The sequence below is a fragment of the Halococcus sp. PRR34 genome, assembly GCF_028617175.1.
Lineage (GTDB): Archaea > Halobacteriota > Halobacteria > Halobacteriales > Halococcaceae > Halococcus > Halococcus salifodinae.
Genome location: NZ_JAQJDA010000006.1, coordinates 86,235 through 110,233, shown reverse-complemented (window position 1 = coordinate 110,233; position 23,999 = coordinate 86,235). Strand labels below are relative to the sequence as shown.

Here is a 23,999-nt window from a genome sequence, read left to right as displayed (position 1 = left end):
GATGGCGACGCGCTCGACGGAGTCAGAGACGGCAACGCCGACGATCGATTGGCTCACCGTCGCGCTGGTGCTCGGCGGCGTCCTCTGTCTCTACTACCTCGCGCCGCTGGTGTCGTTGTTTCTCTCGGTTCCCATCGGAGAGGTCATCGGTCGGATGGGCGACCCGATGGTGGTGAACGCGGCGACCACCTCGCTGCTGTCGGCCTCGATCAGCGCGGTCATCGCGACGGTGTTCGGGCTGCCGCTCGCGTACTGGCTCGCACGGAGCGAGACGCGGTGGACGAACGCGGTGCTCGCGGCCGTGATCCTGCCGCTGGTGCTCCCACCGACGGTGAGCGGGATCGTCCTGCTGACCGTGTTCGGGCCGAACGCGCCGATCGGCGCGGCCGCGGTCGACGCCGGGTTCCCGCTCACACGGTCGATCGCCGGTGTCGTGCTCGCCCAGACGTTCGTCGCCTCGCCGTTCGTGGTGGTGACGGCGAAGGCGGCCTTCGAGAGCGTCGATCGAACCCTCGAACACGCCTCGCGCTCGCTCGGGAAGAACCGCTGGACGACCGCCCGCCGGGTGACGCTGCCGCTCGCCGCGCCAGGCATCCTCGCCGGCGTGACGCTCGCCTTTGCGCGCGCGATGGGGGAGTTCGGCGCGACCATGATGCTGGCGTACTACCCCCGGACGATGCCGGTCCAGATCTGGGTGTCGTTCGTCTCGGTCGGCCTCGATGGAGCCTATCCGGTGGCGATCATTCTCGTCGTCATCGCGGTCGCGGCGCTCGTGATTCTCAACACCATCGCGTCGAACCCCTGGGACTGAGATGCTCGCAATCGACGGATTGACGAAGTCGTACGGTGCGTTCGACCTCGGACCGATCGATCTCGCGGTCGACGAGGAGGTGCTCTCGGTGCTCGGGCCGTCGGGGTGTGGAAAAACGACGCTGCTCTCGGCGGTTGCGGGGATCACCGACCCCGACGCCGGAACGATCACGCTGAACGGCAGGGAGCTCACCGGCCGTGTGCCGGAGGATCGCGGGACGGTGCTCGTGTTTCAGGATGGAGCGCTCTTCCCGCATATGACCGCCCGAGAGAACGTCGCGTACGCCGCGGCGTCCACGGAGAACATCGGCGATCTCGCCGATACGCTCGAAATCGGCGACGTGCTCGACCAGCGAGCGGCGACGCTTTCGGGAGGGGAGCGCCAGCGGGTCGCGCTCGCGCGCTCGCTCGCCGCCGACCCCGCGGCGCTGTTGCTCGACGAGCCGCTCGCCAACCTCGACGCGCCGATCAAGCGCCGGCTCCGCGACGAACTCCGACCGCTCCTGTCGTCGCTTTCGATTCCAGTCGTGTACGTCACCCACGACCAGCACGAGGCGACGGCGATCGGCGACCGGCTCGCCGTCGTGAAGGACGGCGCGATACAGCAATGCGACACGCCAAGTGAGGTGTTCGCCCGGCCCGCGACGCCGTTCGTCGCGTCGTTCACCGGCAGCACCAACCTGTTCCGGGCACGGATCGCGGCGGAGAAGAGGACTCCCGCTCTCGAATGGGCCGATCACCGATTCGACGTTGCCGACCACGAGTACCCGGTCGGCGAGGTGGTCTGGTTCTGCATCCGACCCGAGTACGTCACGGTGGTCGACGATCTCGCTGCCGACGGGCAGAACGGGCTGCGTGGAGACGTTCAACGTCGGGTGTTCGAGGGCGACGGCTACCGCATCGACGTCACGCCGGCGGGCACGGACGACGTAGTTCAGGCCACGCTGTCGCCGCCCGACTACGACCGGCTGGGCCTCGACGACCGCGAGCGGGTTCGGCTATCGCTGCCGCGGGACGCGATCCACATCGTCGGCGAGTGTGACGGGATCGACGCCGGCTGAGGAGCAGGCGTCGGCAGGATCGGACATGTGTCGTCGGACGAGTGGCTCTCAGCGGGACGGAAACCGATAGAGACGGGAAGTGGTGACTCGCTCAGAACGTGCCGGCGAACTCCGCGTCGGTCAGCAGCGGCGGGTAGTCGGGCAGCGCACCCAGGAAGTCGTCGCCGGAAACCGTCCGGTTGTAGGCGGCGTACGCAGCGTACTCCGTGCCCGAGACCGACGCCTGTTCGGTGCCACGTTCGCCGCCGAACACCGCCCAGTCGGCCTCGTCGGTCCCGCTTTTGTCGACGTTGAACCAGCAGGTCATCTTGATATCGTTTGCGGCGACGTACTCGTAGGCTGCCTCGATCCATTCGGCTTTTCGCGCGGGTCGATACTCGCCGTCGCCTTTCGATCCCGTGAACGAGCTCGTCGCGAACTCGGTCAGCGTCACCGGCTTGTCGGTCAGTTCGCGCAGCCGGCCGAGCATCGGGTCGAACAGTTCTTCGGGCGTGCGCCAGCGCGAATACGACTGACTCCCACCGAAGTTGAACCCATCGAGGCCGACCCAGTCGGCGTACTCGTCGCCCGGGTAGTACCGTTCCATCCGGATGCCACCGACCTCGTCGGCGTTGACCGCCCAGACCCACTGGACGTTCGTCGCGTCGAGGTCGGTCCGCCCGAACGCGTCGTAGAGCCGCCGCCACATCTCGACGTAGTCCTCCGGAGTTCCGGCTGCCGAGTTCTCGCCACCGCTCCCGTTCGCGCTGCCGGAGCCGTTCGGGGCGGGTGTGACGGTCGTGTCGATCCGGGAGGAATCGACCGCGCTCCACGGGAACCAGCTGCCGTTCATCTCGTGGGCCGGTCGGAAGTAAAACCGCCGTCCGCGCGTGCGGTCGCCGTACGGCCGGGCCCACGCTTCGAGCAGCGTCGCCCACGACGACAGGTGGTCGTCGTGTTCGCCCGCGGCGATCGCGCGCTCGACGGTCTCGCTCGTTTGCTGTTTCTCCTGTGCGAACGGCTGCCACGTGATCATGGGAACGTGGCCCGCGTTCCAGATGTCGGTCAGCGGTCCCTCGACGAACCCCTGCTTCGCGCCGTCGGGGATCAGCCCGTCGACGAACACGACCGCGACCGCGGGCGGCTGGTCGAGCCACTCCGTGTACAGTCCGAGGTTCGCGATCGCGTCCTCGCGGTTCGGCCCGCCGGGATACATCCCGGTGAGTGCCGTCCCCGCACGGGTTGCTGGTGGTTCGGGCGTCGGCGTGAGCTCCGGCGTCGGTGTTTCGGCGACCGGGTTGAGCTGTGCCGCACAGCCGCTCGTCCCGACAGCGCCGATCACCCCCACCGATCGGAGAAACGTCCGGCGATTCATCGGCTGTGGGGGAGGAGAGTGGCGTTTCGATCGCCGGGCGGCCAGTGGGCGATCGTCGGGAGCGGTATCTGGATGGCGGACATCGGTGAGTTCTGGAACGGTTGGTCGGGGACAGTTGGTCAGGGGACGATTGGACGGAGAGCGTCGGTTACCGTTCGTCTCGGTGTGGACGACGGATATACGTACTGGATTCGACAGGGGCGTGGCCCTCGGAGCCGTGATCGGGCCGCCTTCGGACCAGAACGCGGACGCGACGCATCGGATCGCGGACGCGACACGTCGGAAAATGATCCAAAACGACGGTTCGTCAGTCGAGACGCGCGATCTGGTTGAGCGCGTAGACGATCCGGAGGATCTCGGCGGCATCGCCCTGATCGTAGACGAGTTCGTCGGTGCGGATGACGTGATCGAGGACGTCGATCGAAGCGTGTTCGGGCGCGGCCGCGATCCCCATATCATTCTCGGCGACCCACTCCATCACCCGGAGATCGCTCTTCGAGTCACCCATCACGAGGGCAAAGGGATCGTCGAGCCCGAGCACGTCGAAGGCGGCCTCGACGCCGACCACCTTGTTGAGTTCGCGGCTCCCAATCTCGGCGGCGTCGCCCTCGTAGTAGGCGACGTCGATGCGCTCGAAGAGATCCCGGAGGTCGTCGGGCACCTCGTCTGCCGACCGGTCGGGAAGTTCGCCCTCGGCTTCGAGCACGGTCCGGATTTCGGGATCGGCATCGGCGTAGAATGCACGCGCCCATGCCGTAGCGTCGTCTTCGCTCGCATCGCACGCTTCGCTCGCCGCCCTTCCGAGCAGTCGGAGCTGGTGGACCAGCGCCCGGTCGATCACGTGGGTTGCGTCGGCCGAGCCGATCTCGAAGTTGGGTTTGAGCGTGACGTTGAACTCGTTGCCCTGGAGGTGACAGCCCCGCCGGATCTCCTCGGGCGCTTCGGAGAGCACGTCGGAACGGAGCCGGTAGAAAATGTTCTGAATGGTTTCGTCCAACTCCTCGTAGAGAAGCTGTTTGGTCTCGGGGCCGTGGCCGGGCGTGAACGCACCAGTGCCCGCCTCGTACACCACGCTGAGGTCGCCGGAGTGGAAGATCTCGCTGCCGAGACCCTGGATCAGAAACCCCTTCACGTTTTCCAAGGTCTGGCCGGTACAGATCACGATCGGCACCCCCGCTTCGTGGAATTCGGTCAAGAAGCCGAGCGTCTCGCGGGGAATCTCGTTGTCGGTGCTGCCCGCCGAGCGCAGCGTCTCGTCGACATCGAGGACGAACGCCGACACCGGTCGACCGTGGCGCTCACAGAGATCGAGCGCGGTGAACGCCTCGTCGCGCGAGGCGTGGGCCGCGATCGTCGCGAGCGGTTCGCCCCGATCGAACGACTCCCGGATCTCGGCTTTCGACTCCGAGAGCGCGCTTTCGGCGTCCTGCCAGTGATCGAGCGCGACCCGCGAGTCCACCGGCGGAAACACGTCGACGAACGTCTGGTACGCCCGGAGCGTCCGGGTGTCGAACCGATCGTAGAGCTCGTAGAGGAGATCGTAGCGGTCGTGGGTGCGGTTCATACGAAAGGACGGCGACACGGCAGTATAAATCTCCGCCAGCGATACCGAACCACAGTCTCCTGTGACAGCACAACGGTGTGGCGCTCAACCGGTGTTCTCGCGACGAGTTTGCTCGTCGGATGCGCTACACGGGCGCAGTCGTTCGAATACCAGATGCGAGTTCGTTGCTGGAGTGTGATGCTTGCCGGATGAGGATCGTCGAGACGATCCAGCGCGGGCAGAGCAGGGATCGGAGTCGAGGCAAACGATTCGCCCACCGACAGCGTATTTCACCGTCGGGACGCTACGGGCGGCATGATCGATCTCCGGAGCGACACCGTCACCCATCCCAGCGACGAAATGCGCGTGGCCGCAAGCGAAGCCGACGTCGGCGATGACGTCTACCGCGAGGACCCGACCGTAAACGAACTCGAAGCCGAGGCCGCGGCGGCAGTCGGGATGGAGGCTGCCCTCTACGTGCCGACCGGGACGATGGGCAATCAGGTCGCGGCGCGCACCCACACCGACCGGGGCGAGGAACTGCTCTGCGAGCGTGAGAGCCACGTCTACAAGTGGGAGGTCGGCGGGCTCGCCCAGCTCTCGGGGCTCCAGCCCCGTACCGTCGACGGCGGGTCACGTGGGACGATCACGCCAAGCGACATCCACGAGGGGTACGTCGAGGAGGACACCCACCGACCCGGGACAGGGCTGCTCTGTCTCGAAAACACCCACAACAGCAAGGGCGGCGTCGCGATCGCTCCCGAGGAGATCGACGCCGCGGCCGACGCGGCGCACGAGCTCGACATCCCCGTTCACGTCGACGGTGCGCGGGTGTTCAACGCCGCAGTCGCCCACGACGTGGACGCGAGCCGGGTCGTTCGGGAAGTGGATTCGGTGATGTTCTGTCTCTCGAAGGGGCTCGGCGCACCCGTCGGCTCGATGCTCGCGGGGAGCGAAGCGTTCATCGAGCGCGCCCGCCGTCACCGGAAGCTGTTCGGCGGCGGGATGCGCCAGGCGGGGATCATCGCTGCGCCCGGCCTCGAAGCCCTCTCGAACGTCGACCGTCTGGCCGAGGATCACGAAAACGCCGCAGTGCTCGCCGAGGGGCTCGACGACATCGATGGGCTCGCTGTCCAGTCGCCCGAAACCAACATCGTCCTGGTCGAGACCGAGCCGACCGCCGAGGCGTTCCTCGAACGAGTCGCCGACGAAGGAGTGCAGGGAACGGCGTTCGGCGAGCACGTCGTCCGGTTTTGTACTCACCTCGACATCGACCGATCGGACGTCGAGCGCGCCGTCGAGGACGTTCGTCGGGCGATGGCCTGAGAAGGCGTTCGGTGGCAGCGTTCGTCGCGTCGGCTACCGCCGGCCGCGTCTGCTGCCCTCGCGGAACGCGGTCGCAGTGCGTCGGAGCAACAGATAGGCGGCGAAGACGACGAGCAGGATGGCCGCGAGAAGCCCGAGGAGCACCGGGTCGATGCCAAAGACCATGTGAGACGATACCGACGCCGGCCTAAAGCCGTTTCGGGCGGTCGGGGCGGATCGGGCTACACCGAGATCCGGAACTCCTCGAAGACAGTTCCGTCGGGATCGCGGAGTCGGCCGTCGAAACGGGGTTCGGCGTCGTGCGCGAGTTCGGCGTAGCCGGGACGGTTCCATCGCGGATCGGCGTGGCTCCCCGGATTGAGGAGCGTGCATTCGCCCGTGTCGACGATCCTGGGTCGATGTGAATGGCCCGAGATCACGAGGTCGGCCCGTTCCTCGCGGCCGAACAGGCTCAGCCCCGTTTCGTCGCGGTCGTCACCGTGGGTGAGCGCGATCCGAACGCCCTCGTGTTCGACGACGCACTCTGTGGGCAGGCGATCGCGGACCGTCGGCGTGGCGTTGTTGCCGTGGACGGCGACGAACTCCCGACATTCGGTCTCGAACGCGTCGAGAACGGCTTCGGTGGTGAGATCGCCGGCGTGAACCACGAGATCGGCCGCACGGACGGCTTCGAGAAGGTGGTCGTCGAGGCGGTGGGCGTCCGTTCCGTGGGTGTCGGCGAGGGCGACGATCACGACCGAAGCTACGCGTCGGAGAGCAAAAATCGTCCGCAATCAGAGGAATTCGCGAACCTCGGCGTACCACATGTCGTGGTGGTCGAGCGCGTCGATTCGGCGGGCGATCGCGACCGCGAGGGCGTGCCAGCACGCCTGGTCGGGGTCGTCAGCATCGAGATTGTACGCCGAATCCTTGCAGGTGCAGCCGCCGTCCTCGACGACGTACTCCTCGGTGTGACCCACGACGACGGTAAAATCACGGTACTGCTTCACGCGGCGCTCGGCGACCGCCTCGATCGCGCGCACGCCTCGGTCGCCGTGGGCGCGGATGATGCGCTCGGTCACGTCCGAGTCGAGTTCGCCCGTCTCGGCGAGCGCCGCTCGCCACTCCTCGGTCGCCGTCACGGCCGTCCGTTCGGGCGGATCGGTCAAAACACGTTCGATGGTCGGGCGGCAGTGGTGTCCCAGTCGAGCGATTCAGAGACGCTCTTCGGGTGGGACGAACGGCCCGACCGAAATCGTGTAGCGAGCCACCGAGGCGGCCCGGAGGATGTAGCTGAGGAGGATCGCGAGCGGGACGAACACGACCGCGACGCCGAGGCTGACGACGACGGGCAACAGCGGCTGTGCGACCGTCGTCGTCGGAGTCGTCGTGTAGATCGTGGTCACGAAGAAGGTCCCCAGCAGGACGGGAACGCCGAAGTACGCCAACAGTCGCGAGAGCTGGGCGAGGTCCTGCTGGATCGCGATCGTCTTGAAGAACTGGCGTGCCACCGCGACCGACTTGACGAGTTCGAGGATCGCTTCGAGCTCGTCCCGTGCAGGGTCGGGAAGCTCTCCGTCGTATTTCCGGAGCAGGCGATCGGTCGCGGTCAGGTTCTGGGCGTAAGCGGGACCCAACAGCGTCGAAACGATTTCGAGGGTGTCCTCTGTTCCTTCGACGTCCTCGACACGGTCGGCGTACGCGCGGATGTCGGCGAGATACTCGTCGATCTCCTCGCGTGACTCGCCATCGAACTCCTCACATTCGTCCTCGAACGCGCTGGCTCGTTCGGAGATCGTCTCGCCGATGAGCACGAGGAACTCGTCGGGCTGGTTCGGGCTCGACGGAACCCCCGCGATGTCCTCGACCGTGTGCCGGAAGTCGAGCGAGCCGTCGATCCGGTCGGCCAGCCCGTCGATCGTGCCGAACACCCGCGAGAGGATCATCTGATTCACCGTGAGCGTGATCGTGATGAGCGAGAACACGCCGGAGACGATCCCGCTCGCGAACAGCGATTTGACCGCGCTCGCTGGTTCGAACGTGATGAGATCGGCGCTGACGAGCCAGAACGTCACGAGAAAGGCTCCGAGAACGAACAGACCGGAAACGAGCAGCCGATTGCCGTCGATCAGAAACCACTTCTTTGCCGTGTTCATGGATTGGCTCGGTTCGAGGGAGGAGTTTGCACCGTTCAAACCACCGACTCGCCGGTTATCGTGGCGTTTCTCGTCTCGACCGTCGTTCCGTTGACCGTGTTGGCCGCGACGACCGTTGCGGTCCCGTTGGTCGGGAGGAGAATCGTCGCGCTCGACTGGCCGCTGTCGAGGACCGCCGTATCGAACGTCTGCCCGTCGGCGATCACGTTCAGCCGAGTCACGCCCGCACTCGTCGTGGCGTTCGACGTGAAGGTGACGTTCGTCGCGACCTGGCCAGCCGCCCACGATCCCGACGTCGAGGCGCTCTCGAAGACGGCCGAGTCGGCCGTATCGAGGCTCACTCGCGGGTCGAGTGCGAGACAGCCACTGCTCGCCGAGACCACGACGACGAGCGCGGCGAGCAGTCGGAGCCGGTATCGCTCGGCCACTGCCCCCACCGACGGCGGTTCGGTTCTTAGTCTCTCTGGTGGCGTGTGCCGGTCGCGGGGCACACCGACCGAAAAGACGGGCCGACGAACGCGACCACGATCGGGTCACACCGAGTCGGCGAAGAACGGGTCGCTTTTCGCGTTCGGCGACCCAGCCCCGTCATGCAGGTTTCGGAGGGGGGCCTCTCCGTTCGCGTCCCCGAACAGCCCGACGCGGGGATCGGCGACGACGTCTTCTTCAATCCCGACCAGGAGTTGAATCGGGACCTCACCGTCGCCGTGCTCCGGACCGCCCGCGACCGCGAGGACCGCGAATCATATCTCGACGCGCATGCCGCGACCGGCGTGCGGGGCGTGCGCGCGGCGAACGAGGACTACGACGCGACGCTGTGTGATCGGGACCCCGACGCGACCGAACTCTGCCGGACGAACCTTGATCGGAACGATCTCGACGGTACGGTCGAAACCCGGAACGCGAACGCCCTCATGCACGAGGAGCGCTTCGACGTGGTCGATCTCGACCCGTTCGGCACGCCGATCCCCTTCGTCGACGCCGCCGTCCAGAGTACGCGCCACCTCCTGTGTGTCACCGCGACCGACACCGCGCCGCTGTGTGGCGCACACAAGGAAAGCGGCATCCGGTCGTACAGCGCCGTCCCGCAGAACACCGAGTACCACGCCGAAATGGGGCTCCGCGTGCTGCTGGGAGCGCTCGTCAGAACTGCCGCGCGGTACGACGTCGCCGCCATTCCCGTCCTGAGTCACGCCACGAGTCACTACGTCCGGACGTATCTCGACTTCTCCCGGCGCGCGAGCGACGCGAACGTCGCGCTCGAATCGCTGGGGCACGTCCACCACTGCTTTTCGTGTCTCCACCGCGAGTCCGAAACGGGCCTCACCGCTCGTCCGCCGGACGAATGCCCAGCCTGTGGCGGAACCGTCCGGACCGCAGGCCCGCTCTGGCTCGGTCAGCCCCACGACCGCGAGTTCATCGGGGACGTCCACGAACGGCTCACTGACGAGCTGGGCACCGCCGACCGCGCCCGCGACCTCCTCGACACGCTCGATGGCGAACTCGATAGTCCGACTCACTACGACCAGCACCGGCTCTGCCGGGAGTGGGGCCGCTCGGCGCGTGCGATGGACGAGTTCCTCGATCGACTCCGCGGTACGGGCTTTGCGGCCTCGCGCACCCACTACGGCGGGACGACGTTCAAGACCGACGCGAGCGTGGCGGAGATCGAGACCGCGACCGATCCGGACGGCGACTCGGACTGATCGGATCGGATCCGACTCGGCCGGGTCAGGTCTCGCTGTCGCTCGGGGGCGGTGCAAGGGTGAACTACTTGTCGTCGGGGACGGAATCCGGCCGCGTGGGAGTTCGCAAACGCGCGCTCCGGCGGTTCGAGGGGATGGAGCCGGTGGCGCGGACGGTCGTCGCGGTGGCCCGCGAGGAGCAGATCACGCTGCTGGCGGCGAGCCTCGCGTACTACCTGTTCCTCGCCCTGGTCCCGCTCGTGCTCTTCGCCGTGATCGCGCTCTCGCTGTTCGGCAACGGTCTCCTCTCCCAAGCGAGTACGGCGGCATCGGGGACGGTACTTCCGAGCGGGACGTCGGTACCGCGACAGCTCCTGACCCAGACCAGCGGCCGGGTCCGGGCTGCGGCGCTCGGAGCCGTCATCCTCGCGTGGAGCGGGCTTCGGATGTTCGGTGCGCTCGACGGGGCGTTCGCAGCAGTCTACGACGAGCGCGGGACGGTTTCGCTCACGGGGAAGGTGAGAGACGCGACGCTCGTGCTCGTGACGGTGACGGCCGCGGCCGCAGCGCTTGCCGGGATCAGCCTCGCGTTCGCAGTCGTCGTCGAGAACGGCTCCGTGCTCCGACTGCTGAGTCCGCTTCTCCTGTTCGCCACCCTGACCGTCGCCTTCCTCCCGATGTTCTACGTCCTCCCCGAGGTCGACGGCGTCTCGATCCGCGAGATCCTTCCCGGAACCCTGTTCGCCGCGCTCGCGTGGACGGTATCGGGCGTGGTGGTTCGGCTGTACGCCACCGCGTCGAGCAGCGTCGCTCTCTACGGTGCCGTCGGCGGTCTGTTGCTCGTACTTACCTGGCTGTACATCGGCGGTCTCGCGCTGCTGGTGGGGGCGGCGCTCAACGCGAGCCTCGTCGGACGGGTCGATCCCGATACCGAGTGGCTGCCGGCGCGATAGCGTCGGGCCGCGAGCGGCGTCGCGGCCGCGACGCGGGGCTCGCGGGACGTGGGTTCCCGCCGATTATATATACGCCTCGGTCGAAAGCGCGGTCGTGAGTACCAGCGCGCGCGCGACCTCCTTCGGCCGAGCGTTCGTCGGGGAGGTACAGGAAAAAGAGATCACGTTCATCGCGGCGAGCATCGCGTACTACGCGTTCGTCTCGCTGATTCCCCTGCTGTTGCTCCTGCTCGTCACGGTGTCGGTCGCCGTCGATCAGTCGACGGCAAACGAGATCGTGAGCGGGGCGACGAGCTCGCTGCCGGCGAGCGCGCAGGAGCTCGTGGAGGGAGCCGTCAGCAACCAGGACGGCGCGGGCGGGGCGACGGCCGTTAGCCTGGTTGCGCTGCTCTGGAGCGCGCTCAAACTGTTCCGCGGACTCGACACCGCATTCTCTCGGGTGTACGGCCGCGAATCCGGCGGAATCGCCGCGCAGGTCAAAAACGGCGTCATCACGCTGGCCGCGGTGATCCTCGGGGCGATCGTCGCGGTCGGGATCGGCGTCGCAGTGTCGTTCTGGCCGGTCGAAGCCACCGTTGCCGGCGTCTCCGCGGTCGCGGTCGTCGGGACGCTCGCGACGCTGCTCGCGCTCGTGGCCGTCTTGTTGCCGCTCTACTATTTCCTTCCCGGTGGCGACGTGACGCTCCGCGAGGCGGTGCCTGGAGCGGCGCTCGCCGCCATCGGTTTCACCGTCCTCCAGATCGTGTTCCGAGTCTACGCTGCGCGGGCCAGTGCGTTCGAGGCCTACGGCGTTCTCGGCGGAGTGTTGTTGCTGGTGACGGTGCTGTATTTCGCCGGGATGGTGCTCCTGCTGGGGGTCGTGTTGAACGCCCTCCTCGCCGGGCGGATCGCGGGCCACGAAGGGTCGAGCGGCGGTGGGCTTGCAGCGCGGCTGCGGTCGGGAGGCCAGGCATGAGCGACGAGGCAACCGACGACGTCGGCGATCCGGTCCGAGAAGAGGAGGACTTCGACGAACGGGTCGATGACGACCGGACCGAAACCGCGACCGTCGAGGACGTCGAGACGCTGCGGGCCGACGTGGTGGCGTTCGCCGACGAGGTCGAAGACCGGATCATCAAACGCGACACGCTCGAAAGCGATCTCAAAGGCTACGTCCGCAAGCGCCAACGCCGCGGCCACGCCCGGGGCTGGGGCCCGTATCTCGTCCTGCTCTACGGTACTGCGATGACGATCGGCGCGTTCGCGCTTCTCAACGGTGGATGGGCGATCCTCGCGATGATCGTGGTCTGGCTCTCGACGCTCGGCCTCTACGTGGTGATGGTGGTCGTCGGCCTGATCGGCGGCGCGCTCGGCCTGCCCGGGCGGTTCCGGGACTGGGTCAGCGGACTGCGATCGTAGATCGGAAAGAAAACAGGAGTCGTCGAGCGCTGGTCGAGAGGATCGCAGCTCAGAACGTTTCGAGGTAGCGGTCTTTCTCCCACTCGCTGACCGACACCCGGTAGTCGGTGACTTCCTCGCGTTTCGCCGCGACGAACGTCTCGGCGGCGTGGTTGCCGAGCGCGTCAAGCACGACCTCGTCGGCTTCGAGCGCGTCGATCGACTCGGCCAGCGTCGTCGGCAGGGTGTCGATCCCGTACTCCGCGCGGCGCTGCTCGTCGAACTCGTAGATGTTCTCACGAACGGGATCGGGGGCGTCGAGTTCGCGTTCGATCCCGTCGATCCCGGCGGCGATCATCACTGCGAGTGCGAGATACGGGTTACAGGAGGGATCGGGCGAGCGAAGCTCGATCCGGGAGGCCGCCGGCGTGCGCGCGGCGGGTTTGCGAACCAGCGCCGAGCGATTGCGATCCGACCACGCAACGTAGACGGGAGCCTCGTACCCCGGAACCAGGCGTTTATAGCTGTTGATCGTGGGGTTGCAGATCGCGGTGACGGCGGGCGCGTGATCGAGGATGCCCGCGACGAACTGTTTAGCGATCTCGCTCAAATCGAACTCGTCGGCCCCGTCGTGGAAGACGTTCTCACCGTCGTCGAACAGCGAAAGGTGAGTGTGCATCCCAGACCCGTTGACGCGCGCGATGGGTTTGGGCATGAACGTGGCGTGGAGGTCGTGCTGGGCCGCGATCGCCCGGACCACCGACCGAAAGGTGGCGACGTTGTCCGCGGTCGTGAGCGCGTCGTCGTAGGTGAAGTTGATCTCGTGTTGGCCCTGGGCGACCTCGTGGTGGGAGGCCTCGATCTCGAAGCCCATCTCCTCCAGCCCGTAGATGATGTCGCGGCGGACGTCGCTCGCGAGGTCCTTCGGCGCGAGATCGAAGTAGCCACCGGCGTCGTTGGTCTTCGTGGTCGCGCCGCCCTCCTCGTCGTGTTCGAACAGGAAGAACTCGGGTTCGGGCGCGGCGTTGACTTCGTAGCCCATCCCTTCGGCGCGATCGAGCACACGCTGGAGCACCCCACGTGGATCGCCGGCGAACGGTTCGCCCGTCGAGGTGTTCATCACGTCGCAGATCAGGCGTGCGCTCGCGGTGCCGTCGTCGCGGTCACGCCACGGCAGGATTGCGAACGTCGAGGGATCTGGCGTGAGCCGCATGTCGGACTCCTGGATCCGGACGAACCCCTCGATCGAGGAGCCGTCGAAGTAGATGCCCTCGGTGAACGCCTTCTCGGCCTGAGAGGCGGGGACGGAGACGTTTTTCACCGTGCCGAGGATGTCGGTAAACTGGAGCCGGAGGAAGTCGACGTTGTGCTCGTCGATGCGTTCGAGAACGCGGCGGGCGTCGGTCGAGAGATTGCCGTCAACCGGAGTTTCGTTTGTCATGCTTCGTGCCTACTCGGTGGGAGACCCGCGAATACAAAAACACTACCCTTCGTCGCAAATATTGAGTTACGGACTGGAAATGGATATTCGTAAAGTTTTACTCCCCCGAATCGGTACCGGAGTGTGATGACGTACGAAAACCTCGATACGGAACTCGTGAACGCGCTGTTGGGCGACGGTCGTGCCAGCCTTCGGAGTCTCGCCGACGATCTCGACGTCTCGGTGACGACGGTGTCGAACCACCTCGCTGATCTCGAAGACGAGGGCGTCATCCGAGGATACTCGCCGACGGTTGATTACAACGCGCTCGGCTACGACGTCACTGCCGTGATCCAGCTCAAGGTCGACGGCAGCGCGCTGCCCGACATCACCGACCGGCTCCGCGAGCACGACCAGATGATCTCGGTGTACGAGGTCACCGGCGATCACGACGTCGTCGCGATCGGGAAGTTCGAGGACACCGACGACATGAACGACGCGATCAAGACGCTGCTCGCCGACGCCGACATCCGTGAGTCGAACACCAACGTCGTGCTCAATTCGGTGAGCGAGCACGAGCAGTTCGAACTCGACGTCGAGGGTTAGAGCGCTCCGATCGCGACGCCGAGGTTCAGCCCGGTGACGACCGTTCCGAGGCCGATCAAGACGAAGAAGAACCATCGCCAGCCCGGAACGGTGCGGACGAACCGCTCGCCGGCGAGCGCGACGAGTCCCGCGAGCACTGCCGCGGCGAGTTTGACGCCGAGCGCGAGCGCCGGCGTCGAGAGCAACGCCCGAACGATCGGGTTCGTCTCGAACTCCACCCCGACGAGCGACGCGGCCAGCAGCGTCGAGACGCCGTCACAGACCCCCCAGACGAACACCATACCGACGACCAGTGCGGCGTAGTCGGCGTCGCGTTCGGTCTCCGAGGAACGGAACTGCACGAAAAGACAGGGGGCCACACACGGAAGTAGTCACTGGCTAGTGACGACAACGCGGAGCGACGCGCAAAAATTCGGTGTCGTTCGGACGAGGCGGTGCTGACGAGTGGTGTGAGTGGATGTGTGACCTGACCGGGCTTACATCATGCCGCCCATGCCACCCATACCGCCCATGCCGCCCATGCCACCCATACCGCCCATGCCGCCGCCGGGGCCGCCAGCGGGCGGGCCGCCGTCGTCGTCGCCGCCGGTCTGGCCGCCCTTGAGATCGCCCGCGGCGATCACGTCGTCGATTCGGAGGATCATCACGGCCGCCTCGGTGGCGGACTCGATCGCCTGGGTCTTGACGCGGAGGGGCTCGACGACGCCTTCCTCCTCCATGTCGACGACCTCACCGGTGTAGGCGTCGAGGCCGGTAGTGGTCTCGCCGCCGTCGTGTTTCGAACGGAGATCCACCAGCGAGTCGATCGGGTCGAGGCCGGCGTTCTCCGCGAGCGTGCGCGGGATGACGTCGATCGCGTCCGCAAAGGCCTCGACGGCGAGCTGCTCGCGGCCGCCCACGCTGTCGGCGTGGTCGCGCAGGCCGAGCGAGAGCTCGGTCTCGGGTGCGCCGCCGCCGGGCAGCACCTTGCCGTCTTCGAGGGTCGTCCGGACGACGCCCAGCGAGTCGTCGATGGCGCGCTCGACCTCGTCGACGACGTGCTCGGTGCCGCCGCGGAGGATGAGCGTGACCGCTTTGGCGTCCTCGACTTCCTCGACGAAGATGCGCTGGTCGCCCGCGATGTCGCGTTCCGCGACCGATCCGGCGTAGCCGAGATCGTCCGCGGTGATGTCGTCGAGGTTCGAGACGACGCGGCCGCCCGTCGCGCGGGCGAGCCGGCTCATGTCGCTGGATTTGGCCCGTCGAACGGCGAGGATGCCGTTCTCGGCGAGGTAGTGCTGGGCCATGTCGTCGATGCCGTTCTGACAGAACACGACGTCAGCGCCGACCTCGGTGAGCTGGTCGACCATCTCCTGGAGCTGTTCCTCTTCCTGGTCGAGGAACTGCTGAAGCTGATCGGGATCGGTGACGTTGACTTCGGCGTCGATCTCGGTCTCCTTGACCTCGATCGCGCTATCGAGAAGCGCGACATCGGCGTCCTCCTTGAAGTACGGCATGTTGTCGTGGACGCGCTCCTTGTCGATGATGACGCCCTCGACCAGCTCGGACTCGTCGACGCTTCCGCCGACCGCCTTCTCGACTTTCACGTTGTCGGTGTCGACACCCTCGTCGTCGCTGACCGCGGTCACGGCGTCGACGACGATCTCCGCGAGCAGGTCGCGGGCACTCTCCGCGCCCTTGCCCGTCATCGCGGTCGCGGCGATCTGCTGGAGCGTCTCGGTGTCCTCGGCGTCGACATCGATCGCGACGTCTTCGAGGATCGATTTGGCTTCCTCGGCGGCCTCTCGGTAGCCCTGCGCGAGCGTGGTGGCGTGGATGTCCTGATCGAGGAGCTCCTCGGCCTCTTCGAGGAGTTCACCGGCCTCGACGACTGCGGTCGTGGTGCCGTCGCCGACCTCGTCCTCCTGAGTTTCGGCGACCTCGACGATCATGTTCGCCGCCGGGTGCTCGATGTCCATCTCCTTCAGGATGGTCACGCCGTCGTTCGTGACCACGACGTCGCCCGCATCGGAGACGAGCATCTTGTCCATTCCTTTCGGGCCGAGTGTGGTGCGGACGGCCTCGGCGACCGCCTGGCCCGCCGTGATGTTCATCGACTGTGCGTCCTTCCCGGACGTTCGCTGTGAGTCGTCCGAGAGCACGATAAGGGGCTGGTTGCCCATCTGCTGAGCCATAGTCACCTACCGATTGAATGGAGTTCTATATAAGTCTGTTGGAACGGTTCTGATGGATCGGCACACGCGGGTGTTTGTAGCCGCGTGATAGCGGGTGACAAACGTTCGTTTATATACCGAACACAGGGGTTAGCCGAACCGATCGAGTCCCGCCTGGCGACGGCGCTGCCCGTCGGGCTCGCGGACCCACGGCGATCGGCGGTCGCGTTCGCTTTCGAGGTCCACGTCCGGCGGGTCGTCGGGATCGTGGCCCGGACAGGAGATCCCACACTCGGCCGCCGGGTGGACGAATCGACCCTTCCAGCGGCAGAACGGGAGTTCGTTCGTGCCCGCGTACGCGCGAGGTTCGATCTTTTCGCACGGCGGGAACTCGTAGGTTCGCCAGCCCTTCCCGTAGGCGCGCTCGGCGAGCCGACGGCGGGTACGAGCCTTTTCAGCCACGGACACCACGCGAACGTCGGTCTTCGTCGCGCCGCGGTCGAGGGGTTCGATTCCCGGTTCCGCGGGCGCGAGCGGCGTCGGTTCGCGGACGACCTCGCGGGTTTCGGTTTCGGGATCGAACCGCCAGACGCCGATCTCCTCGGGGATGCGATTCAGGTGCGCGCCGGTGACGTGAGAGGCGGTCGCGAGGATCGCCGTATCGAACAGCCCGAGACTCGCGTCGGTCCGGAGCTGGTTTTCGAGGTCGCCCGGCGTACCCAGATCGGGCTTGTTCTCGATCCCGACGATCCGCCCGAACCAGTCCTCGGGGTAGCGCGCGACCTGGCGGACGTACTCCCGGCCGCCACGGCGCTCGGACTCGAAGAAGCCGATCTCGATCGCACGATCGGTCACGCTCCGCGCGTGGTCGGGATGGCAGTCGAAGCAGTCCTTCCAGTAGCGTGCCTCGCCAGCGCCGACACGGCTCTCGATGGCGGTATCGGGGATCGTTTCGGGCGTGATCCGAGCGCGATCGTCGAAGCCGGGGCCCGGCTCGATGCAGGCGACGTCGATCACTCGGTTTCCTCCCGTGCTCGCGCCGAGCTGACGGCTCACGATCCCGTCGAACCCGGCTTCGAGGTGGGCACACAGCGCCAGCTCGAACGCGAACTCGCGCACGTTCGGTGTTCGGGCTGCGAGCAGGAAAAGCGTCGCGCCGTCGATCACGACATTCATGCTTCGGGGTTCTCGACTACCACTCCGTGACGAGTACGAACGTCCGTGCCGGCGGTCGAACCCAGATGGGGATAGGATGATCGACCTCGCGCTGTCGTTCGGGGTGGCGGCCGCGCTGGTCGGGATCGCCTTCGTCTCCGGCATCGGAATCACCACGATCGGTCCCGGCGGCATCTTCGTCACCATCGCGCTGTACGCGCTCACGCCGGTGGGTTCGGACGTCATCGCCGGCACCGTACAAGTGGCGTTCATCGCCACCGGGCTACTCGGGACGGTCGCGTACGTCCGCTCGGGCGAGCTTTCCGGCGAGAACCTGCGGCTGACCGGGTTGCTCTGCGGCGGGAGCGTCGGCGGTGCGCTGTTCGGCGCGTGGCTGAACGGGTTCGTCTCGCGCGACCTGTTCGGCCTGCTGCTCGGCGCGCTCGCCGGCACGGCAGGGCTGCTCATCATCTACCGCGAGCACCGGGATCTCGGCACGATGCGATCGATCGATCCCGAGACAGCGCGGGGGTCGATCGGCTACGCCGTGCTCGGGTTCGCCCTCGGCACGTTCAGCGGCCTGCTCGGCGTCGGCGGACCGGTCATCGCGGTGCCGGCGCTCGTCGTGCTCGGCGTCCCGATGCTGTTCGCGGTCGCGGTCGCGCAGGCCCAGGCCGTGGTCATCGCCACCTTCGCCGCGCTCGGCTACCTCGTCCAGGGTGCGGTGTCGTTCGGACTCGTCGCGCTCATCGGCGTCCCGCTGCTCGCCGGCGTCGCCGTCGGGTGGCGCGTCGCCCACCGGGTCGATCCCGCCCGGCTGAAGGTGGCGCTCGGCGGCGTACTCCTCGTCGTCGCGCCGTATCTCGCGCTGTGACCGAGCCGCTCAGTGACTCCCTCGGAACGAGCTTCGACCTCAAACTCCGAGTTCGTCGGCGAGATCGTGGAACGTCTCGATCGTGCAGTCCGGGTCGCCGTCGAAGGAGTCCCATGGCGATCCCTTCCGATCGACCCAGACGCCCTGCATGCCGGCGTGCATCGCGCCCTGAACGTCGAACCAGCCGGCCGAGACGTGGGCGATCTCGTCGATCGGCGTCCCGGTTCTCCCGGCGGCGTGGCGGTAGATTTCGGAATCGGGTTTGAACGTCCGGATCTCGTCGGCGCTGATGGTGTCTTCGAGCAGGTCGCCGATCTCGGCCCCCTCGACCATCGAGTCGAGCATTGCGGGGTTGCCGTTCGAAACCACGTAGCAGTCGTAGCCACCCTCTCTGAGGCGTTCGATCCCGTCGCGCACGTCATCGAACACATCGAGGTCGTGGTAGGTTTCGAGGATCGCCTCGCGTTCCTCCTCAGTGAGATCGACGCCGTGGGCGGCGAGGGAATGTTCGAGGGCGTCGCGGTTCATGGCGTAGAACGGCTGGTAGGCGTCGGTCTGGTTGGCGACGAACGTGTATTCGAGCGAGCGCGCGCGCCAGAGTCGCGAGACAGGTTCGGGATCGTCGACGTGGGCGGCGAGGGCGGCCTCCACCGCGTCGACGTCGACGATGGTGCTGTACGAGTCGAAGGTGATGGTCGAGACTCGGTCTGGATCGAAGGCCATACTCGGGGATGCGGCCGATCGGTCTTCAACCCTCCCCGAGCGTGCACCGAGTGTGGGGTTCCGGTGGTCGAGATGGCGATCGAGCCGGATTCGACTGGGGATCGTCCGCGGAACAGCAGGCTTATGAACGGTTCGGGGCTAATGGACCGTATTACTACATGACACGGAACGACCGACACCCGGAGGTGAACATCGGCCTGGTGGGCCACGTCGACCACGGCAAGACGACGCTGGTCGAGGCGCTGAGTGGCTCGTGGACCGACCAGCACTCCGAGGAGATGAAGCGCGGGATCTCGATTCGGCTCGGCTACGCCGACGCCACCTTCCGGCGGTGTCCGGACGTGGACGCCCCCGAGTGTTACACCGTCGACGAGACCTGTCCCGACGGCTCCGAAAGCGAACCTCTTCGTACTGTTTCGTTCGTCGACGCGCCAGGCCACGAGACGCTGATGGCGACCATGCTCTCGGGCGCGTCGCTGATGGACGGTGCGGTGCTCGTGGTGAGCGCGACCGAGACCGTGCCCCAAGCACAGACCGAGGAGCACCTGATGGCGCTCGACTCGATCGGGATCGAGAACGTCGTGATCGCCCAGAACAAGATCGATCTCGTCGATAGTGACCGCGCGCGCCAGAACTACGAGGAGATCGCATCGTTCGTCGAGGGAACGGTCGCGGAGGACGCGCCGGTCGTTCCGATCAGCGCGGGCCAGGAAGCCAACCTCGATCTCCTGATCGAGGCGATCGAAGAGGAAATTCCCACACCGGAACGCGATCCCGGGGCCGACCCTCGGCTGCACGTCGCCCGGAGCTTCGACATCAACAAGCCAGGCACGCGCGCCAACGAGCTGCTCGGGGGCGTGCTCGGCGGCAGCCTCGTTGCGGGCGAGCTCGACGTGGACGACGAGATCGAGCTCCGGCCGGGCCGCGAGGTCGAACACGGCGGCGAGGCCGAGTGGCAGCCGATCACCACCGACGTCCGCTCGCTCCAGGCCGGCGGCGAGTCCGCCGACACCGTGACGCCTGGCGGGCTGCTCGGCGTCGGGACGGGGCTCGATCCGAGCCTCACCAAGAGCGACGGGCTCGCGGGCCAGATTGCCGGGCCGCCGGGGTCGCTCCCGCCGACTCGCGAGAGGTTCACGATGGACGTCGAACTCCTCGACCGGATCGTCGGCGAGGGCGACGCGATCGAGCCGATCTCGACGGGCGAACCGTTGATGCTCACGGTGGGGACGGCGACGACTGTGGGGTCGGTGACGAGCGCGCGCGACGACGAGTGTGAGGTCCAGCTGAAGCGGCCGGTGTGTGCGGCCGACGGGACTCAGATCGCGATCAACCGCCGGGTCGGCACGCGGTGGCGGCTGATCGGCATCGGCACGCTTAGGGGATGAACCCGAAGGTACTCATGGACGCGAACGGGCTGATGATGCCGGTCGAATCCAACGTGCGAGTGTTCGAGGAGCTCGATCGCGTGCTCGGCCCCCACGACCGGCTCGTGCCGCGCGCGGTCCTCGACGAACTCGACGGGCTCGCGGGCGGGCGCGGTGCGGCGGGGGTCGCGGCGAGCGTCGGGGCCGATCTCGCGCGCGATCGCTGCCGGACGATCGATCACGAGGCCGCGGATGCGGACGATGCGTGTGTGGAACTCGCGGAAGGACGAGCCTGCGATCTGGTGTTGACGAACGACCGCCCGCTGCGCGACCGAATACTCGACATCGGCGTGCCGGTCGTCGGGCTGCGGGGGACGGATACGCTTGCGATCACGGAGCCTTGACATCCTCCCACGCCTGAAGGCATGGGAATCCCGACCGCCGTTGGGATATTAAGATTCGCAGCGCGCCCGCTCTTGTGGAAGGAACTGACCATCCGTCGCATCGAACGAACATACTGCTGGCTGTGCCAAACAGCCGTTATCCCTATCTAGACGGTCAAATGCGTCCGGATTCGGGAGTAGCGTTTGTCTGATGTTCTCCGCACCGTTCGCGTCAGCGTTCGCTGTCCGACCACACTGCTGGCAGTGGTACAGCCCGCGTTCGACACGCTGGTTGCCGTTCTTGTAACTGCATACCGAGCAGGTTTTCGATGTGTCTCGTTCGGAGTCCACGACCACATCGATACCGGCGGCTTCGCCCTTGTATGCGAGCATCGTCGTGAGCAGGTCGAAGCCCCACCCGTGGAGGCGCTTGTTCCCGTGACGGCCCCAGTCCCGGCCGGAGCCGTCGTCTTCGGAACGGATACCGCCGAGGTCGCCGATCATGAGTCGACCGACGTTACGCTCAACGCATTCGGCGACGATGCGTTTTGAGAGGACGTGATGGAAGTGACGGCGTCGGTCCTTGAGCGTGCGCTTCGCGTTTCGAGCACGGTGTGAAAGACCGTTCTCGCCTTCGCATCCGTACTCGACGCGCTTGTAGTAGTGCTTGGACTCTTTGAGCCATCCGCCGGGGAACAGCAACGTTTCATCACCGAACGACACGGCAGCGATGTTGCTGATTCCGAGGTCCACGCCTGCCGTGCGGTCGCCCGGCGCGTCGGGATCAATCGTCGTTCGGCAGACGAACTGAAGCCGCCACTCGCCGCGCTTGTGGACGACCCGAACCTGCTGGATGTCCCACTCGGTTAGATCCACGTCCGGGCGCGTTTCGTACTCGCAAAGCACGAAGTCCGAGCGGTGTTCTTTGAGGTTGCGGCCTTTCGAGAGGCGAACGCGCTGGTACTGTGCGTCGTGTTTGAAGCCAGCCGCTTTGAACGACACCGTGGAGCGTGGGTGCGAATCGCCGCGTTTGCGGTAGCCGGGCGGTCGGGCATGACTATCGCCGTTCCGACGCTTTGTGAACCAGCCGTTGAACGCTTCAGCGAGTTCTTCGAGAACGCGCTGACTGGACTGAGAATGAAGATCCGTGTAGCGTTCGTGGCTCTTGAGTTCGCGTTTGAGTTCCCCGTCATCGGGAATCTCGCCCGTTTCGTCCCACACACCCTGTGCGTAGTAGCGACCGACGTTCCAGAGCTTCGACGCGGCGTGCCCGAGTTTGTCGAGGTCGTCACGAACCTGTTGGTGGTTCGGAACGGACGCCTCGAATGTTCGGACGGTTCGCATCGAAATATATCTCCAAACCTGATTAGAAGGTCTATTAGTATAAATATATCGTACTGTCGCTAACGAATAATATCCGATCAGCCTCTCACGGAGCCGCTATGGTTCCCGGAATGGGAGCAGCGGGGGAGTCCAGCCGGGCTTGAAACGATAGCCATTTCAGAGGTCGGGGCCATACTCCGGTATCCTAATGCAGCAAAGTCCGATAGTTGATGTGAAATCTGCCCGAGAAGCAGGAAGAGTCTATTAGTAGAAACCGAACTCCATGTACAAACGAGTCGAACTCACGGACACGATCGAGGTACCGCCACCCCTGCTCGGCGACGTTTCGCCGGCGCTGGTGAAACAACTGCTTCAGGACAAGCTCGAAGGCCGGCTCGACGAGGACGTGGGCAGCGTCGTCAGCGTGATCGACGTCCAGGACATCGGCGACGGCCGCGTGCTGCCGGGCCGGCGCGGCCACGAGGGCTCGGTCTACTACGAGGCGACGTTCGACGCGGTCACGTTCGACCCCCAGATGCAGGAGGTCGTCGACGGCGAGGTCGTCGAGATCGTGAACTTCGGGGCGTTCGTCGGGATCGGCCCCATCGACGGCCTGCTCCACGTCTCCCAGATCAGCGACGAGTACCTCGCCTTCGACGAGGAGAACCAGCAGCTCGCTTCCCGAGAGTCGGACCAAACCTTGGGGGTGGGCGACGCGGTCCGCGCCCGGATCGTGACCAAGAGCATCGACGAGCGCAACCCGCGCGACTCGAAGATCGGGCTGACCGCGAAGCAGGTCGGACTGGGCAAACACGGCTGGCTCCGCGAGAAGCGCGCACCCGCGGCGGGTGAGTGAGTATGTCCGACAGACGCGTATGCCGCGAGTGCCACCGGGTGCTCGACTCGCCCGACCAGCAGACCTGTCCCGCGTGTGGCTCGTCGAGTCTCACCGAGGACTGGGCGGGCTACGTGGTGATCACCCACCCCGAGACCAGCCAGATCGCAGAAGAGATGCAGGTCACCGAACCGGGCCGCTACGCACTGAAGGTCCGGTAACGTGCCGGCGGACGGCGACGGCGGAACCGACGACTCACTGGATTCGAGCGACGAGCGTGACAACCCGGAGCCCGCAGCGGACGCCATTCTCACGCTGCCCGACGAGCTACGCGCGGCGTTCAAGGACCCGATGGGGCCGGTCTACACCGATCCCGACCAGTTGCGCGGAGAGCTCGGCACGCCGGTCGTGGCGGTCGGCGACGTCGTGACCCGCCACCTCACCGATGCGGGCGCACGCCCCGATCTCGCGGTCGTCGACTGGGTGACCGAGCGCGAAACGCTCCCGGCGGCCGAGCGGCCCGAGATCGAGGGCTACGACATCCGGGTCGACGTGACGAACCCTGCAGCGGTGCTCACCGGCGACCTCCTGACTGCGCTCCGAGAAGGCGTCGAACGTGACGGAACCACCGTGATCGTGGTCGACGGCGAGGAGGATCTGGTCACGCTTCCGGCGCTCGTGGCGGCTCCGACGGGCGCGAGCGTGGTCTACGGCCAGCCTGGTGAAGGGATGGTCCACGTCCCGGTCGACGACGCGTCGAGCGAGCGGGCACGCGACCTGCTCGCACAGATGGACGGCGAGCACGACCAGGTGTGGAGCGCGCTCGGCGTCGAGCCGAGCGACTGAGCGGCGAGCAGTCGTTCGGTAGTGGGTCGTGATCTGTCGTCGTCAGAACAATTATACCATCCGTTCGAGT

Annotated in this window: 27 protein-coding genes; 14 read left to right on the top strand and 13 right to left on the bottom strand. The window is 66.3% G+C overall.

Annotated elements, in window-relative coordinates; translation table 11 throughout:
* Nucleotide 1: 1 nt before the first annotated feature.
* Together PHA81_RS09665 and PHA81_RS09660 are read left to right on the top strand one after the other, a co-directional pair.
* The gene (locus PHA81_RS09665; protein WP_273836619.1) at nucleotides 2-811 is read left to right on the top strand and encodes an ABC transporter permease subunit; all 810 of its coding nucleotides are present in this window, start codon (nucleotides 2-4) and stop codon (nucleotides 809-811) included.
* A 1-nt stretch (nucleotide 812) separates the two neighbouring features.
* A complete protein-coding gene (locus tag PHA81_RS09660) occupies nucleotides 813-1,871 on the top strand; it encodes an ABC transporter ATP-binding protein (RefSeq protein WP_273836618.1) in 1,059 nt (352 codons plus the stop codon).
* A 91-nt stretch (nucleotides 1,872-1,962) separates the two neighbouring features.
* On the opposite strand, the gene PHA81_RS09655 is transcribed toward PHA81_RS09660, so the two are convergent.
* Both PHA81_RS09655 and PHA81_RS09650 read right to left on the bottom strand, forming a co-directional pair.
* Nucleotides 1,963-3,225 (bottom strand): glycosyl hydrolase, encoded by a 1,263-nt coding sequence (locus tag PHA81_RS09655; RefSeq protein ID WP_273836617.1) that lies wholly within the window; start codon nucleotides 3,223-3,225, stop codon nucleotides 1,963-1,965.
* Between the two features lie 307 nt (nucleotides 3,226-3,532).
* Nucleotides 3,533-4,789: a hypothetical protein gene (locus PHA81_RS09650; protein WP_005040256.1), complete on the bottom strand. Its 1,257-nt coding sequence runs from the start codon at nucleotides 4,787-4,789 to the stop codon at nucleotides 3,533-3,535.
* Between the two features lie 294 nt (nucleotides 4,790-5,083).
* Between PHA81_RS09650 and ltaE the strand changes: the two genes are divergently transcribed.
* Nucleotides 5,084-6,094 (top strand): low-specificity L-threonine aldolase, encoded by a 1,011-nt coding sequence (gene ltaE / locus PHA81_RS09645; protein WP_273836616.1) that lies wholly within the window; start codon nucleotides 5,084-5,086, stop codon nucleotides 6,092-6,094.
* Between the two features lie 33 nt (nucleotides 6,095-6,127).
* Here the strand turns inward: ltaE and PHA81_RS09640 are convergent, their stop codons facing one another.
* The 5 genes from PHA81_RS09640 to PHA81_RS09620 form a co-directional block, all read right to left on the bottom strand.
* The gene (locus PHA81_RS09640) at nucleotides 6,128-6,259 is read right to left on the bottom strand and encodes a hypothetical protein (RefSeq protein WP_273836615.1); all 132 of its coding nucleotides are present in this window, start codon (nucleotides 6,257-6,259) and stop codon (nucleotides 6,128-6,130) included.
* Between the two features lie 56 nt (nucleotides 6,260-6,315).
* A complete protein-coding gene (locus tag PHA81_RS09635) occupies nucleotides 6,316-6,828 on the bottom strand; it encodes a metallophosphoesterase (protein ID WP_273836614.1) in 513 nt (170 codons plus the stop codon).
* 39 nt (nucleotides 6,829-6,867) lie between these two features.
* Nucleotides 6,868-7,215, bottom strand: a complete 348-nt coding sequence (locus PHA81_RS09630; RefSeq protein WP_273836613.1) for a hypothetical protein — start codon at nucleotides 7,213-7,215, stop codon at nucleotides 6,868-6,870.
* Nucleotides 7,216-7,287: 72 nt separating this feature from the next.
* Entirely contained in the window at nucleotides 7,288-8,229 is a 942-nt protein-coding gene (locus tag PHA81_RS09625) for a hypothetical protein (RefSeq protein ID WP_273836612.1), read from the bottom strand.
* Nucleotides 8,230-8,264: 35 nt separating this feature from the next.
* The gene (locus tag PHA81_RS09620) at nucleotides 8,265-8,657 is read right to left on the bottom strand and encodes a hypothetical protein (protein ID WP_273836611.1); all 393 of its coding nucleotides are present in this window, start codon (nucleotides 8,655-8,657) and stop codon (nucleotides 8,265-8,267) included.
* A gap of 162 nt (nucleotides 8,658-8,819) precedes the next feature.
* On the opposite strand from PHA81_RS09620, the gene PHA81_RS09615 reads away from it, so the two are divergent.
* The 4 genes from PHA81_RS09615 to PHA81_RS09600 all read left to right on the top strand — a co-directional run bounded on the left by PHA81_RS09615 (nucleotide 8,820) and on the right by PHA81_RS09600 (nucleotide 12,265).
* Nucleotides 8,820-9,935, top strand: a complete 1,116-nt coding sequence (locus PHA81_RS09615) for a tRNA (guanine(26)-N(2))-dimethyltransferase (protein ID WP_273836610.1) — start codon at nucleotides 8,820-8,822, stop codon at nucleotides 9,933-9,935.
* 95 nt (nucleotides 9,936-10,030) lie between these two features.
* A complete protein-coding gene (locus PHA81_RS09610; protein WP_273836609.1) occupies nucleotides 10,031-10,867 on the top strand; it encodes a YihY/virulence factor BrkB family protein in 837 nt (278 codons plus the stop codon).
* 94 nt (nucleotides 10,868-10,961) lie between these two features.
* Entirely contained in the window at nucleotides 10,962-11,822 is an 861-nt protein-coding gene (locus PHA81_RS09605) for a YihY/virulence factor BrkB family protein (protein ID WP_005040238.1), read from the top strand.
* Entirely contained in the window at nucleotides 11,819-12,265 is a 447-nt protein-coding gene (locus PHA81_RS09600) for a ribonuclease BN (protein WP_273836608.1), read from the top strand. The genes PHA81_RS09605 and PHA81_RS09600 overlap by 4 nt, the downstream gene beginning before the upstream one ends.
* A gap of 49 nt (nucleotides 12,266-12,314) precedes the next feature.
* On the opposite strand, the gene glnA is transcribed toward PHA81_RS09600, so the two are convergent.
* Nucleotides 12,315-13,685, bottom strand: a complete 1,371-nt coding sequence (gene glnA / locus PHA81_RS09595) for a type I glutamate--ammonia ligase (RefSeq protein ID WP_273836607.1) — start codon at nucleotides 13,683-13,685, stop codon at nucleotides 12,315-12,317.
* 126 nt (nucleotides 13,686-13,811) lie between these two features.
* Between glnA and lrp the strand changes: the two genes are divergently transcribed.
* Nucleotides 13,812-14,270: an HTH-type transcriptional regulator Lrp gene (gene lrp / locus PHA81_RS09590; protein WP_005040231.1), complete on the top strand. Its 459-nt coding sequence runs from the start codon at nucleotides 13,812-13,814 to the stop codon at nucleotides 14,268-14,270.
* Here lrp and PHA81_RS09585 read toward each other — a convergent pair.
* The 3 genes from PHA81_RS09585 to PHA81_RS09575 all read right to left on the bottom strand — a co-directional run bounded on the left by PHA81_RS09585 (nucleotide 14,267) and on the right by PHA81_RS09575 (nucleotide 17,542).
* Nucleotides 14,267-14,611: a hypothetical protein gene (locus PHA81_RS09585; RefSeq protein WP_273836606.1), complete on the bottom strand. Its 345-nt coding sequence runs from the start codon at nucleotides 14,609-14,611 to the stop codon at nucleotides 14,267-14,269. The two genes, lrp and PHA81_RS09585, sit on opposite strands and share 4 nt — an antisense overlap.
* A 135-nt stretch (nucleotides 14,612-14,746) precedes the next feature.
* Nucleotides 14,747-16,432, bottom strand: a complete 1,686-nt coding sequence (gene thsA / locus PHA81_RS09580; protein ID WP_273836714.1) for a thermosome subunit alpha — start codon at nucleotides 16,430-16,432, stop codon at nucleotides 14,747-14,749.
* A 141-nt stretch (nucleotides 16,433-16,573) separates the two neighbouring features.
* Entirely contained in the window at nucleotides 16,574-17,542 is a 969-nt protein-coding gene (locus PHA81_RS09575) for a DUF5787 family protein (RefSeq protein ID WP_273836713.1), read from the bottom strand.
* A gap of 133 nt (nucleotides 17,543-17,675) precedes the next feature.
* On the opposite strand from PHA81_RS09575, the gene PHA81_RS09570 reads away from it, so the two are divergent.
* The gene (locus tag PHA81_RS09570) at nucleotides 17,676-18,452 is read left to right on the top strand and encodes a sulfite exporter TauE/SafE family protein (RefSeq protein WP_273836605.1); all 777 of its coding nucleotides are present in this window, start codon (nucleotides 17,676-17,678) and stop codon (nucleotides 18,450-18,452) included.
* Nucleotides 18,453-18,491: 39 nt separating this feature from the next.
* Here the strand turns inward: PHA81_RS09570 and PHA81_RS09565 are convergent, their stop codons facing one another.
* Nucleotides 18,492-19,175 (bottom strand): haloacid dehalogenase type II, encoded by a 684-nt coding sequence (locus PHA81_RS09565; protein ID WP_005040218.1) that lies wholly within the window; start codon nucleotides 19,173-19,175, stop codon nucleotides 18,492-18,494.
* A 158-nt stretch (nucleotides 19,176-19,333) separates the two neighbouring features.
* Here PHA81_RS09565 and PHA81_RS09560 point away from each other — a divergent pair, with 158 nt between their 5' ends.
* Both PHA81_RS09560 and PHA81_RS09555 read left to right on the top strand, forming a co-directional pair.
* Entirely contained in the window at nucleotides 19,334-20,563 is a 1,230-nt protein-coding gene (locus tag PHA81_RS09560) for a translation initiation factor IF-2 subunit gamma (protein ID WP_273836604.1), read from the top strand.
* A complete protein-coding gene (locus PHA81_RS09555; protein ID WP_005040213.1) occupies nucleotides 20,560-20,946 on the top strand; it encodes a hypothetical protein in 387 nt (128 codons plus the stop codon). The genes PHA81_RS09560 and PHA81_RS09555 overlap by 4 nt, the downstream gene beginning before the upstream one ends.
* A 48-nt stretch (nucleotides 20,947-20,994) precedes the next feature.
* Here the strand turns inward: PHA81_RS09555 and PHA81_RS09550 are convergent, their stop codons facing one another.
* Nucleotides 20,995-22,269, bottom strand: coding sequence for an RNA-guided endonuclease TnpB family protein (locus PHA81_RS09550; protein WP_005040210.1), 1,275 nt, complete (start codon nucleotides 22,267-22,269; stop codon nucleotides 20,995-20,997).
* A 262-nt stretch (nucleotides 22,270-22,531) separates the two neighbouring features.
* Between PHA81_RS09550 and PHA81_RS09545 the strand changes: the two genes are divergently transcribed.
* Genes PHA81_RS09545 through PHA81_RS09535 form a run of 3 tightly spaced genes read left to right on the top strand, consistent with a single transcriptional unit; the run spans nucleotide 22,532 to nucleotide 23,929 of the window.
* Nucleotides 22,532-23,104 carry a DNA-directed RNA polymerase gene (locus PHA81_RS09545; protein WP_005040208.1) on the top strand — a complete coding sequence of 191 codons (573 nt, stop codon included), beginning with the start codon at nucleotides 22,532-22,534 and terminating at the stop codon, nucleotides 23,102-23,104.
* 2 nt (nucleotides 23,105-23,106) lie between these two features.
* Nucleotides 23,107-23,304, top strand: a complete 198-nt coding sequence (spt4, locus tag PHA81_RS09540) for a transcription elongation factor subunit Spt4 (protein ID WP_049909811.1) — start codon at nucleotides 23,107-23,109, stop codon at nucleotides 23,302-23,304.
* 1 nt (nucleotide 23,305) lies between these two features.
* On the top strand, nucleotides 23,306-23,929 hold the full coding sequence (locus tag PHA81_RS09535) for a GTP-dependent dephospho-CoA kinase family protein (protein WP_273836602.1): 624 nt from the start codon (nucleotides 23,306-23,308) through the stop codon (nucleotides 23,927-23,929).
* Nucleotides 23,930-23,999 lie beyond the last annotated feature (70 nt).